Source organism: Thauera sp. WB-2, from assembly GCF_027594845.1.
In the GTDB taxonomy this organism is placed as follows: domain Bacteria; phylum Pseudomonadota; class Gammaproteobacteria; order Burkholderiales; family Rhodocyclaceae; genus Thauera; species Thauera mechernichensis.
On the sequence record NZ_CP088935.1, the window covers coordinates 13,243 to 26,577 of the forward strand.

6 protein-coding genes are annotated in these 13,335 nt (G+C 59.3%); 3 read left to right on the forward strand and 3 right to left on the reverse strand.

Going from position 1 to position 13,335, the window contains the following annotated elements:
- Positions 1-36: 36 nt before the first annotated feature.
- The 3 genes from LQF09_RS00040 to LQF09_RS00050 are packed head-to-tail and all read right to left on the reverse strand — an operon-like array spanning position 37 to position 10,773.
- Positions 37-2,934: a DUF1156 domain-containing protein gene (locus LQF09_RS00040; RefSeq protein WP_270068822.1), complete on the reverse strand. Its 2,898-nt coding sequence runs from the start codon at positions 2,932-2,934 to the stop codon at positions 37-39.
- Positions 2,912-7,195: a sacsin N-terminal ATP-binding-like domain-containing protein gene (locus tag LQF09_RS00045; protein ID WP_270068823.1), complete on the reverse strand. Its 4,284-nt coding sequence runs from the start codon at positions 7,193-7,195 to the stop codon at positions 2,912-2,914. The genes LQF09_RS00040 and LQF09_RS00045 overlap by 23 nt, the downstream gene beginning before the upstream one ends.
- Positions 7,192-10,773, reverse strand: coding sequence for a helicase-related protein (locus LQF09_RS00050; protein ID WP_270068824.1), 3,582 nt, complete (start codon positions 10,771-10,773; stop codon positions 7,192-7,194). The genes LQF09_RS00045 and LQF09_RS00050 overlap by 4 nt, the downstream gene beginning before the upstream one ends.
- 286 nt (positions 10,774-11,059) lie before the next feature.
- Here LQF09_RS00050 and LQF09_RS00055 point away from each other — a divergent pair, with 286 nt between their 5' ends.
- The 3 genes from LQF09_RS00055 to LQF09_RS00065 all read left to right on the forward strand — a co-directional run bounded on the left by LQF09_RS00055 (position 11,060) and on the right by LQF09_RS00065 (position 13,045).
- On the forward strand, positions 11,060-11,788 hold the full coding sequence (locus LQF09_RS00055) for a hypothetical protein (protein WP_270068825.1): 729 nt from the start codon (positions 11,060-11,062) through the stop codon (positions 11,786-11,788).
- A gap of 26 nt (positions 11,789-11,814) precedes the next feature.
- Positions 11,815-12,261, forward strand: a complete 447-nt coding sequence (locus LQF09_RS00060; RefSeq protein WP_270068826.1) for a hypothetical protein — start codon at positions 11,815-11,817, stop codon at positions 12,259-12,261.
- Positions 12,262-12,574: 313 nt separating this feature from the next.
- Entirely contained in the window at positions 12,575-13,045 is a 471-nt protein-coding gene (locus LQF09_RS00065; RefSeq protein ID WP_270068827.1) for a helix-turn-helix domain-containing protein, read from the forward strand.
- Positions 13,046-13,335: the final 290 nt, after the last annotated feature.

The window sequence follows — 13,335 nt, forward strand, 5'->3', positions numbered from 1 at the left end:
TCGCGATCGCCACCTGAGAGTCATCCCGATGCCTTGTCAAAAAAGCTCGCCCGGGCGCGTGGCGATCTCGGCAACCGGAATCTCCTGCGCCAGCCGCTGGATCTCTGGCCAGCTCTGTACCAATCCGTTGTATGAGATGGCCTCCTGCGTTCGCCGCTTTCGTTCGCAGATCGTATAGAGCCTGTAGCACAGCTCACGCGCGGTCTCGGCTTGACTGCCCAACTTCGCGACCAGCGTCGCTGCGGCACCCTCGCCGTAGGCTTCGAGCACGCGGACGAGCTGATGAACCATTTCCCAAACTGTCAGGCGTTCGTCGGTAACCGGATCCCAGTTTGGGGGCAATTCGCCCGGCTTCAGCAGTCGCACCTTACCCTTCGCACCGACAGCAATGCCCGCCTCAACCAGACCACTAACCGCCGTGTTCTTCGCTTTGGACAGTTGCTCAGCGAGGCCGAACTCGCCCTCATCAAAACCGAGTTGCTCGAACCACGCCAACGCCCAGCGGCTATCTGCGTCGAAATCACCCTCCTGCTCGGCCAGCGCCTCGTCCAGAACCTGGTTGATCAAGGCCAATGCAGAACGGACTGTCAGCGGCTGACCTTCGGCGTCGAGCACCCGAGCATAGCGGGTGTATACGGCCATGCCCGGACCAATCGCGGCCTGCGCGAGGTCGACAGGCGCAATATTCCCTGCCTGAAGGTGGCGCAACGCATCCGGTAACTCGGCTTTCAGGGCCGCAACGAACTCGCGACGCGTAGCCGTTCGTGCGTCAATCTGACGGGAACGGCACACCAACACAATACTGGAAGCGAGTGCATTCGCACCCGAGCCAATCATTCGATTCGCGAGCTCCGTTCGCATCGGCCAGGTGCCGCTGATCGCAAAGCCCGCCTCGATCACGGCGGCGAGGAAGGTGTCCCACCCCGTGTTTGTCGTGCCATCACTCCCATCGCTCTCAGACTGCTTGAACGCGTAGTAGATAGTGACAGGGTAGGCTGGATGTGACTGCTGCGCGATTCGATGCATCGCGTGCGTCATGCCACGGAGGAAAAACTGCTCGGCGTGATCCTTGCTGCCATGTCGGTACGGACTCGCAACCAGCTCCTCCGCCTTTGGTACCGTTATCGTTGCGAATAAACCCGGGAACACGGCGCGCAGCGTGCGACGCAGCCACACATAAAAAAAATCGGACAGGTCTGCATAACCAATGTTGTCGTAATATGGTGGGTCCGTGGAGACTACCTTACCTGTACTAATAGATTGGCAGGTCGCATCCAACTGTATAGCGTGGCCACCGCTAGTTCCGGGCAAAAGCTCGACAGCCTTCGAACTCCATTCAACGTTGTTCAGCCAATTACCACTTGACCCAGAGAATGGATTCCCCTCCGCGAAATCCCAAACCATTGGAATTGCCTGACGCCCAAATGTGTTGCGAAGCGCCTCCATCTTCGGACTGTTATCCCAAGAACACACTGTCGAACCACGATCGACCGTACGATCGAGCGCAAAGGCTAAATAAAGACTGACCGCTTCGGCATAAGCGGTTGCACCTAACCCATCTTGCTCTAAACCCCGTCCGTCACGTATTAGTCCAGAAGAAACAGCATCCCGTTGGATTCGTTCACGCACATCGCCAACCAGTTTAGAGAAAGTCGTCAGCGCAACAAGTTGGCGGTCAGTAAAGAGGTCCCCGAGCCTGGTAAAGCCATATTGCACAGTCCAGAAGTTACGAGGGTCGTCAGGCAACGGCGAGTCCGGCCGCCATTCCGGACTGGTCGCATGCGCTGCGGCCTCATGCTCCGCAGTTGGTTCGAGGTAAACGCGGCCACGAACACCTTCTGCAACAATTGCCATCAGTCGCGCACCAATACGGCCTGCCCTTCCTTCAGCCTTGATGTAGTCCCCAAGTATCGGCGCTTCAGAGATCAAGCATTTGAAATTAGCACCGCGCGAAAGCTTGGTCCCATTTTTCGCCGCTACTGCATTCACCGGCTTGCCCGTCTTCACGGTAAATCGGTAGCTGCCATTCTCAATTAATGGCTCGACATAGGCTTCCTTTCCAGGCTTGGTCGAGAGCATGAACGTCGAGGCGAGCGGGACGTCCACATTGGCGAAGGCAGGGTTAGGACTCTTGACCGTGCGGGCCCAGAGCCAGGCAATCACGGTCAGCTTCTCACCGACGTAGGGACGAAGGTCGGGGCGCTCCTCGGCCATCTCGGCGGTCACCTCCACCGTGGGGTAAAGGTGGCCGATCCGCTTCTCGGCTTCGTCCCGCATCCACTGACCGTAATAGCGCACGTCCTCGGCCAGGCCCTGCGCACCCTTCCACTCGCGCTCGAACAGCCCGCCTTGCTCTGCCACCATAGGATTGACGGGCGGCTTGCCAGCGAAGCGCGGGGGGATCTCGATCATGGCCTTGTTGATCAACACGGCCACCGGGTTGAGGTCGCTGGCGTAGCTTTCCAATCCCAGCCGCTGCGCTTCCAGGGGCAATGCACCTCCACCCGCAAAGGGATCGTGGAAGGCCGGCAGCGTGTGGCGGTCGAAGAGTTCTTTCGCCCGAGGATGATCCGCATTGGCCGCGCAGGCATGGCGCCAGCTCTGCCAGATCTCGTCGCGTGCGGCCTGCAGCACCTCTTCGTTGTTCGTGTTCTCCCAGCGGACAAGTTCCTCGATGATCTTGAACAGGCGCTTACGTTCTTTCTCCTGTTTTTTTTCAGTCGGGAAGAGGTCTGGATGCGCCGAGGGGTCATCCACCATCTGCGCGAAGATCACCGCACGCGCAGCCGCTAGCGGTCGCCTCGCCCACCATAGGTGGAGGGTGGACGGGTGACCGTGGCGGATGGACTTTTCACGGGCAGCAGCCTTGTTGATGGCTTCCAGCGGGAGGGCGACTTCGATTAGTTTCTTTCTATACGCAGACGTCTTCGTCATTCTTCATGGCCATACGGTAAGTGGCGGGGTACAGGCCCAGACGGCCTTCGTCCCGCATGCGCTTGAGCGCAGCACCTGATACTTCGATCGCGTTACCTTGTGGGTTGGCGAGGATCAGGGCGTGAGTTTCGGGTTGCGCATCGATCAGGCTCCAGACCGCGGCATCGATCTGCAGAGCTTCATCCTGCAAGCAGTGGTCCTTAGCCCAATAGTAACGGAGCACCTCACCCGATCGCGTACGGCGCTCCCAGTTGAAGACGCTGCCGCTTTCCTTCGCCAAGGTGCTGCCATCCGCGTGGCGGAAGCGGTGCGAATCGACCGGGTGAAAACCGGCCTGAGTTGCAAAGCGCTCGACGATATCGGCTCTGTGCGTTCGAGTATGTCCATTCCCGCTAGCCCGGCGTGCGGGGGTCTCCGCAGGCGCCGCATCGTCATCCCCATCGCTCGGTTCCTCGCTGCCCGCGACACCTTGCCCCAGTCCTAGTCCAGGCACGGGCACGGGCACGGGCACGGATTCGTACCCCACCGCTGACAACTCATTCTCGCTGTCGTCTTCATCGCCAGCCGGGAGTGCAGCGCCGGCTACACCGGCATCCGTGTCGCTGACAGCGCTACTTCCCGGCCTCTCATCGCCAAATCGCGCCTTGCCGTGTTCATCATCAGAATGGACTTGCTTTTCGACCAACCTGAAGTTCTCTTCGAGGTACGCAATCACGTCCTCCACGCGACGTCCGAAGCAGTAGGCCAGCGCGGCTGCAATCTCGGTATGGCCGAACATCTTGCCGAGGGCTTCGGGTACTAGCCGCGCCAGCTTCGCCGTGGGCAGATCCTCAACGTACAAGATGTCGCTGATCCAGACCACATCGGTATAGCGCGGAGTGCCGGCAGGCACCCCGTTGATGTAGGGAAGAATCCGAAGTCCCGGAGATACGTGCCATTCCGTGCTCCCTAAGGTTTCAGCAAGCGCTCGAACACGACTGGTTTCCTCTTCAGAGTCGAGTTCGATACGCGTTAGCACGCGGCCCAACGCATGCATCCATTCCGCAGGCCTGGGCAGACCAAGCGGCTGTGCGTCGCGGTGGAGCCGTTCCTCGATACGCTCGACCAATGGCGACAACACCGAGAAGGGCTCCGCATCGAGCAGTTCGTTCGGTAGACGACGAAAATCTGCCGACTTCTGCTTGATCCACTCGTGCAGGTGCTCCCATGGCACCAACGACCGCGTCGCCAGACAGTAGACGAGGCGATCCACAGGCACCCATTCGTTCGCCAAGTTCAGCCAGTGTTTGCACTCGTCCCAAACGCGGTTCGGATATCTGCTGAGCAAGGTCCTTACCCGCTTCTGGTCTTCCAGTGAGAGCACGGTCTCCGAAGGCAACTCGCCAAGCCAACGTATGGCCAGCTCTACCGTGGGGCGCTCGGCGACACCGATGCGATGCCAAATTGACAGGTCTCTCAGGCTGGCCGGAACCGTCGAGACACCAGGGACATCGCTGTCATCGGCGTTCAGGAAGGCCCCGTGCGCCGTTACCCATTCGCCTTCCTCTGTGAAAAGAAGCCTCTCATGCTGAAAGGCATCGCGAATCGTGGTGATTGCCTCAGTAGATCCGTTGCCGACCATCCGATCCAGGCGGCGGTACCATTTCTCCAGTTCTGCGAGGGGCGGCTCCTTTGCCTTCGAAAGGGCGCGAACTCGGTCGAGGAGGTGCTCCGGACCGGTCGGGGTGTCCCTGACGCCCAGAGCGACAAGCAGTGGACGTGTACTTTCCTGGTCGAAGCGGATGCTGACAAATGGCTCCACATCGATGAGCGGCTCGGTCTCGGGCGTTCGACGTGTTACCTCCTCAGGTTTCAAGTAGAAGCCGCGGGAGTCCGGTAGGCATGCAAGCTGGCGAAACTTCAGAATCCAGTCCGCATGCAAAGTGTCGTGGTAAACCGACCTTGATGTCCCCGAGGTCGATTCTTGTGTGATCCGAGCAGTAAGAGGCTTCGACCAATACGTGTCGGGCTGCCGCATCACTGCCTCGGCGATGCGTCCCCACACTTTGTCGTCATCCTTGGCGAGTGTCCGCCAATGGCGCCATAGTTCGTCATCGAAATCCCAATCCTCAACAACGAAGTAGTTCTTCACATACTTGAAGTCGGGCTTACCCTTGCCACCCCGTCTCTCGATCTCGGTGGCGACAGCACTGCGCTGTGTCAGAGATGAGCGTTTCGGCTTAAGACGAGCAAAGCCATCCAACCCGGAGCGCCCAGAGGCCACCCAGCGCTTCCACTCATCCGCGGTGCACGAGAGGAACTTGCGCGTGTAATCAGGATGAAGCACATGGGACTGACACCACCGTTCAGGTAGAAGCGCAGATAGCTTGCCGTCCGTATCGACGACAATCTCGCTTTCGGCCGGATGAAGCCGATCGTCCTGCGTGACATAGCGAAAGAACTTCGCGGCAGCAATATTCAGCTTTGCACATATCTGTGCCATACGAATGCAGTCGGGAACAGCGACCTGCGTCTGCCTGAAGAACGCGACTGCCGCCTGCTCAACGATGCGCGAGAGTTCAGACGTCTCGCCCAAACCAACTCGATCTAAAAGGGAAAGCGCTGCCGCAGCCCCATCGGCCGGTGACGCGGGTTTTGTGCCCTTTACCGAAGGGGCGACCTCACCGAGAAAACGAACCCAAGCAGGGTCTAGCGTGTGCAGATATGCGGATAGGAAAGCCCAGTCCTGCTCGGACTGCAGCAGCTTACGCTCCCCGATGCGAGCGGTCTCGAAGGCCGCCAGCAGTTCCGAGCGCCCCTGGACTGGAACAATCCGCAACTTGCTCTGCAGACTCCGGAGCGCGAACGTCTGAGTCCTTGATTCAACGTACTCCCATAGCGAGAGCAGGGCGGTCCAGGTATTCGGCCGGGGCAGAGAGTTTCTCTGCAAGATCTGTAAAACATGATCATGGGAGCAATGGCTTAACCAGCCCCAGTTAGCAAGTTTCTTCAGGTTCTCACCCGCAACGTCTCGAGAAAAGGCCGGCCTCTGGTCGACGTCGAAATATTTCGCTACCGAGTCCTCTGGCCATACATCGAGAAGAAGAGACGGGTATCCAATCGCCTTGCGAGCATCGACTAGCATTCCCGACTCGGTGAGCAATACCGGCTTCCCCTCGATTGCATCGCGAACGGCATCCTCGACAAGTGCCGCGCACGCACCCTCCAGTGACACATCATCGGTATCGACGTCGGGAAGCAAGTCGTATGCAGCTGTGCGCTCGGCTACGCCGAGCTGCTGCGCCTCAAGCCACGCCATCATGACTGAGCCGGCAAGCCTGCCCGCTCTATCAAGTAGCCATCTGTTAGTGGCAGATGTCTCAGGCGGCTTGATCTTGAAGCGGGCAGGATCTTGGATGAAAGGCGCATTGCAGGCGAAGGGCAACTCCGTCTCAACACCGGTTGGGAGAACGACATAGAGTCTTCCAGGAGCTCCGAGCACGATCTCCACCCGACAGGGCGGAAACTCAACATCCTGCTCCGCGGTCAGCAGTCGCTCGTTACGGATCTCGTTAAGCGCTTCAGCCGGGAAGGCTTCAGGCTCAGAACGCACAACGAGGAAGGCGTCCTCCTCGTTTCCGTTAAGCGCCATCCATTCAGTACCTGAGACCGGCCCTGGGCGGAGGTGCGTCCAATGAATAGCCTTTTCGCCGATTTCGATGCGCCGAATGTTGCGGAAGAACACAAGGGAGAACGGACTCTTGAGCCACTCCTGAAGGTTCTTCTCGAGCTCGACACGTCTCTGGTCGTCCTTCAACTCCACGCGGATATGCGTTCTCGGGTCGCTCGACGTGACCTGACCGAGCCAAACGGGTTCTGTGAACCGCGCGCGGCGAAATCCGACGGAGAGTGTCGGAGAGCACAGCTCGACCTTATCACCAAGACTGAACGTGCTCTTGAAACCAATGCCCCGAAAGCCAATCGTGTGCAGAGCACGCTTGTTCGAGTAGCCGAAGCGGCAGAGCGAAGCGAAGTGCTCCTCGGCAAAGTCTTCGCCGTTGTGCGAGAAGACAAAAGCGTTGCCTTCGAACCGGACAGAGGCCGTGGTGGCGCCCGCATCGTCAGCGTTCTGTAGCAACTCGGACAGGACATGTCTGGGGCTTTGCACCTGTGCGAAGAGCTGATGCCACGGACCAGCGAGCTCCGGATCCGCTTCAAGCTGTGTCCAACGCCGAGCGGCGTTCTCCCTGATCTTGTCGAAATACGGGGGCTGTTGGCTCATCGCGGGGACTCGGCGCGGGAAAGAAGGTCGGAGAACGAGTAGTTAACGCTGGCTGCACCAAAATCGGGTTCGCGCTGGAAAGGCTCGCGGACGTAGTGCACCCTGTGCTCGCCCCCCTCGAGAAACTCGACGATGGCGAGGATGAAGTCGTCCGGCTTGTTGAGGCAGTAGAGGATCTCGTTGCGTGTCACCGTGATCGTCGTGGCTCCCGAAACGCGGCCTTTGACCTCGAGGAAACGCAGCCTCCCCGTGCCGGGGATCCGGCTCTCGATGTCATAGCCGAGTCTTTCGAACTCGCGATCAACCGGGTCAAAACCAAGCCGGCGCTCGACCTCCATGACGATTCTGCGCGCCTCTGCAGCCGCTGCCTGGGTATCGGGCGATGCTGGGTCGTCGGCCAGAGTGGTACCGTTCAGCGCTCGGATCAGGCCGATGGGGACAACGAGCACCCCACCGAGTGCAACTGGCGGCAAGGGTGAAATCTGTGCTTCAAGCCGCAACTCCTCCAGACGACGTTCCAGTCGCCCCTGCAACAGGTCGGCACGTTTGCGCGCCTCACCCGAGTTCAAACGCGCGTTCGTTTTTCCAGCCTGCTCCTGATGCTTGAGCTCTTCGGCGCGGTGATCCCAGTAAGCGATTTCCTTCATCAGGCGGTCCTTGACCGCCACTTCCGTTCTGCGCAGACGGTCGAGCCGGCTATCGCGAATCTCGCGAAGATGTTCCGGGACAACGTGGGCGATCGTGTAGCCGACAGCCGTCTTCTCCAAATCACGCGAGATCCAGGCAGCCTCATGGTGATCGAGGATCTGCTCCACCGTCACCTCATCAGGCTTGAGAGGCCGGTAGTCGAGATAGGGTGCGTAATGAATGTGGCGGTTGCCGCCTTGCCCATCCAACTCAACATAGAGGATGCGCTTCGAGATGACTCGCCGCTCACCGGCCCTTGTATGTCCCGCGTCCTGTATCGCGTGCTCCAGGTAGAACAGAACCCTTGGCTGAGTCCCTTGGTCGCGCTCATCGACCAGAACCGCACCTCGTTTAAGGAGGTCACGATTGCGCTCGAGCGTGAGGTCTATGACCGCATCGAGTAGGGGGTGCCCAGGGCAGACAAAGGCTGCCATCGGCATTCCCGAAGGTGCCGTCAGCTCCTTGGAAAAGGCGATGCGCTCGTAACGCGGGAGCACCGGCTCACGCAGCCCAATCACGCGGTCACGATTGCGGATTGGCGCAGGAACATGAGTGATCTCGTAGCGTCTCGGTTCGCGTTGCTTGGCGCTGCCCCCCAGATACTTGAAAGCCTCGGTAAAGAAGGACTCGATGTAATGCGGCTGTAGCCGGCGCGCATCAGCACGCTCCATGTCTTCGCGAATGCGGGCGACGCGGCTGGCGTCCATTGCGTCGTGAGCCAACGCGCGTTCTTCGAGGAGTGCCTCGAGGTGCGCGCGGTCCATCGCCTGATCGACTACCGTCGTAAGGTATGCCTGCACATCCGGGCGTTCGCCGTACCGGATCGCCTCGATGAGAAGATCCCGCAAGGGCTTGCCCTCGAATTGCAGCTTGCCAAGGACATCGAAGACGTGACCGCCAAGCGCTTGCCTCGCCTGCTCCAGCTTGTCTAGGAGGCGACGATAGACATCGCCCTCGCGCGTTTCTTCCGCCACCAGATTCCAAAGATGGCAAACCTCCTTCTGTCCGATTCGGTGGATTCGGCCGAAGCGCTGCTCGAGACGGTTGGGATTCCACGGCAGGTCGTAGTTCACCATCAGGTGGGCACGCTGCAGGTTGATACCCTCGCCCGCGGCATCGGTCGCTAGAAGCACCTGGACCTCAGGATCGTGCCGGAAGGCCTCCTGCACCTTGAGCCGCTCCTCGCGCCCGACGCCGCCATGAATGCTCACGACAGCATTCTGTCTCCCCAGCAGCGCGGTAATACGCTGATGGAGATAGTTGAGGGTGTCGCGCTGCTCGGTGAAGATGACAAGCTTTTGCCGCGGCGAAGAAGAGGGCCGCGGTGCTACATCACCGCCGTTAGAGGCGTCCGGGTCGGCTGCAATGTTGGCAACGGAGGCCGTCGTGAGAATCTCTCCGAGCAGTTCCTTGAGTTCACGCCACTTGGTATCGGCGCCGCTACGCCGAACGCTCAGCGCAAGGGATTCAAGCGACTTGAGCGTCTCGATCTCAGTCTTGAGCTCAAAGATCGTGCGCGCAGCGGTCGCCTGATCCAGCACCTGCTCTTCAGCCGCCTCGACCTCACTATCGGGTGCATCTTCGAGGTCTTCGATATCCTCCACGTCGAGGGCACCGTTGTTCGCCATGACCGGTGCAGTGCTTGTGCCGGCTCTTTGCAGTAGCTCCATCTCTCGCAGGCGACTTTCCAGTCGTTCCCGCCTGCGACGCAGTGACTGGTAGATGGCCTCTGGCGACGAGGCTAGTCGGCGCTGAAGCACCGTGAGGGCAAAGCCCACAGTGCCCGCACGCTTGTCATTCTGGAGCGCCTCGGCACGGTTGAACTCGTTGCGCACGTAATCCGTAACGGCCTTGTAGAGCTCACCTTCGGCGGGAGAGAGTCGGTAAGGCACGGTGTAAGCGATCCGCTCGGGAAAGAGTGGAGTGCCGTCAAACTTGAGCAGGTGCTCCTTAGTCATTCGTCGCATCAGGTCACTGACATCGGCCTGATGGACTCCATCACGGAAACGCCCCTCAAACCTGTCCCCGTCGATCAAAGCCATGAAGAGCTGGAAATCCTCCTCCTTGCCGTTGTGAGGGGTGGCCGTCATCAGCAGGAAATGTCGTGTCAGCGTGGAAAGCAGCTGACCGAGACGGTAGCGCCTCGTGTACTTGATCTCGCCGCCGAAGAAGGTGGCGGACATCTTGTGCGCCTCATCACAAACGATCAGATCCCAACGGCAGTCGGGGGTCTTCAACTTCTCCTGCACATCCTCGTTACGGGATAGCTTGTCGAGTCGGGCGATGACGAGATTCGTCTCCAGAAACCAGTTGCCGGTGCGCGCAGCCTCCAGCTTGTCATTGGTAAGAATCTCGAAAGGCAGGTTGAAGCGCCGGAAGAGCTCGTCTTGCCACTGCTCCGCGAGACTCCCGGGGCAAACGATCAGGCAGCGCTGCAGATCGCCACGGGCCACCAATTCCTTGATGAGCAACCCGGCCATGATGGTCTTGCCAGCACCCGGGTCGTCCGCAAGCAAGAAACGCAGCGGCTGCCGCGGCAACATCGACTCGTACACTGCTGTGATTTGATGAGGCAGGGGATCCACCAGTGAGGTATGGACCGCCAGCACTGGATCGAAAAGGTGCGCAAGACGGATGCGTTGCGCCTCAGATGCCAGCCGGAAAAGTGCCCCATCGCCATCGAAGCTCCAGGGCCGTCCGACCTCCACGATCTCGAGGCGTGGCTCGTCAGATCGGTAGAGCAGTTCATTGGCCACCCTCCCACTCGGCGTCTTGTAGGTCAGCTCAAGCGCATCCGACCCGAACCATTGAACATTGACGACGGTGACGAGTGCATCCGGGATGATCCCGCGAATGGATGCGTTGGGTTGAAGTTGTTCGAGTGTGAGCATGGTGAGCCGTAGTGGCGTGATCGTGACGGTCAGCCCGCGCCCGACAGCCCAGGTTCGAGAGGCGCTTGCGGTCGTGCGGCGGATCGGTTGGGTGGTATGTCATTTGCGAAGTTAGCATGACATGCGCGCGAGCGCCGCACGAAGCGCACTAAGGACGCGGGCTCACGCAACGGCCAGTGAAACACATCACGCAAGCGATTATTCCATTCCATTTGGAACTGGATGTTGATCTCTCACAAAACGCATGCAAGGATACCGACACATCCATTCCGTTTGGAATTTTCGTGTGAAGCTTGCAGTTACCTTCTACGACGACTGGGCCGAGCCGCTGCGCTTCACCTGGGCGGACATCCGCAGCATCCTGGTTGGCGGCGTCGTTGCACACGTCAAGATGCTCCAGGCCTACACGGGTGAGTCGAGGCAGCCAGATGAAGCGCTGTACAGCGCTTGTGAGTCGGATATCGAGCAGACGCCCATCTTTCTTGCCTACAAGGTCATCTACGACTACGCGAACGATGCGATCTTGCCGCCAGACGACACCCCACTGGAGGAATACCTCAGGATTGCCATCGCGTTTCGGCTGGAGCTCGTCTATGCAAACGAGCTCTATGGGATGGATATCGGTCAAGCAACAGGAACACCAGAGTCGCCACGCTATGCGATCGCAGTCCACACCGGGCGGGCCCTCGAAACCTTGCTATGTGGCTTCCTGGCACGCTGGAAGCTGGACGTACCGGGCACCACTGAAGATTACGACGCCGTCCGCATCTGGGCTCACATGTTCGCCGCGGCCCACCCCGAACTGCTGTCACTCTCGGAGATCGCCGTCCTTGCGGATATTCAGGAACGCAGCGTCCGCAACTACACGCACAGCACACGCGATGGCCTGGAGCGGCTACGCACCCTCAAGGTCGGGGGTCGGACCTATGTCACGCCCCACGACGCAAAGGAATGGTTATCTCGCCGACGACGTTTCATCCCCACCCGCCGAACCCCCGCATCTGACAATCACTGAACAGTACCGAAGGACCAGAGACGACGATGAAGACACAAACGATCTGCAAGGAAACAGAGCAGCAACTTATCGAGGTGGCAAGCAAGCTCGGCTATCACCAGCTTGAGAAGAGCGGTTCAGAAGGCGCGCGAAAGAAGGTACTGGTGTTCAAGTCCGACCGACTTATAGCGCCAATCGTTGTCCACAAAGACACAGGCCTCTCGGACGGTCGATTGAGCAAGCTGCAGATCGCAGTCAGACCCTCGATGTATCGGCCTTCTTTAGAGGACGCAGCGCTCGGCATCCGAGGATCAATGAACCGACAAAAGGGTGGCGCGAACAACTTTCAGCACAGCGCCTACCGGGCTTTTGCCGAGCCAACCATCAGCGGAGAGCCCGTGGGCAAACGATATGAGATCGACTGGCTTCAAGGGGGGCCGGCAGCTCTAACGGCGCTCCTTACAGGCTTGGTCAAAACCCATACGGCCGACTGAATTCCTTCAACGCAAACACTCCTGTAGTAGTGATCTCGCCCAGCCTCGGCTGGGCTTTTTTGTTCTTCGGGCGTTCAAGCCGGTCGAGAAACCGGCGAAGAGCAGTCAGCTTCCAGAATTCTGTAGGTCCCAAGCGCTTCCCGTCCGCAGCCCCTTGTTCCAATTCACGATTATTGAATTTATAGAATCACGCCGTCAGTGAACAAAATCACTTCTCTTTTCTTTTCAACACTTTATAGCACGATGTCGCTTGCGCCTCGCCCATCCTGCCATTAATCTTCGCTCGTTCTAAGTACCCATACGGGTAGAGTTAATGAGCCCCTTCAGCCGCCTCCTTGCAGAGACCCGACGCCGCCACGGCCTGCGACAGATTGATCTGGCGGAGCTGCTCGGATACGAGCAGACCTATCTCTCGGCCCTGGAGGTGGGCGCAAAGGGGCCGCCGGCAGCCGAGTTTGTCCAACGGCTCCAGGCCGCGCTCAATCTAGACGAGAAAAATACTGATTGCCTGCTAGAGGCGCTGGAACTCTCGCAGCGGAGGATGACATTGGAAGTAGACGCGCCCGAAGACATCTACGTCGTCTTCAATGAGATGCGCCTGCAACTCAACAATCTGCATCCCAGCCAAGTCGGGCTGATCCGAGCGACGCTGGCTTTGAAAAGTGATCTGCGCGAGCGTCCGCACCGTGAGATTCCAAGACTGAAGCGGCGAGTACTGGAGCCAGGGGAGAGCGCCAGCCCATCTGCGCGGAACAAGAAGGCGGCACTCCCGACCACGAACTGAACCCCGCACTCGCGGACAACCCACCCACTCGCACACGACACAGGGAGATTCCCATGCCATAAAAAACAAGGGCAGACCTGACGGCCTGCCCCGATCGGCCCTTTGCAGAGCCCTTGCTTCGACACCAAGAGTTTCCGCCTCCAGGGCCCCGCCGTCAATTCCCGATTCCCCTTGCCATCACCAACGTTCGGCGCACACGTCTGAACGCGGGCGTTGTTACGCCTGTGGCTTGCGATATCAGCCCCCTTGATCCGCCTCGATAGGCGGCTCAAGGGCGGCGCTCAACCTGG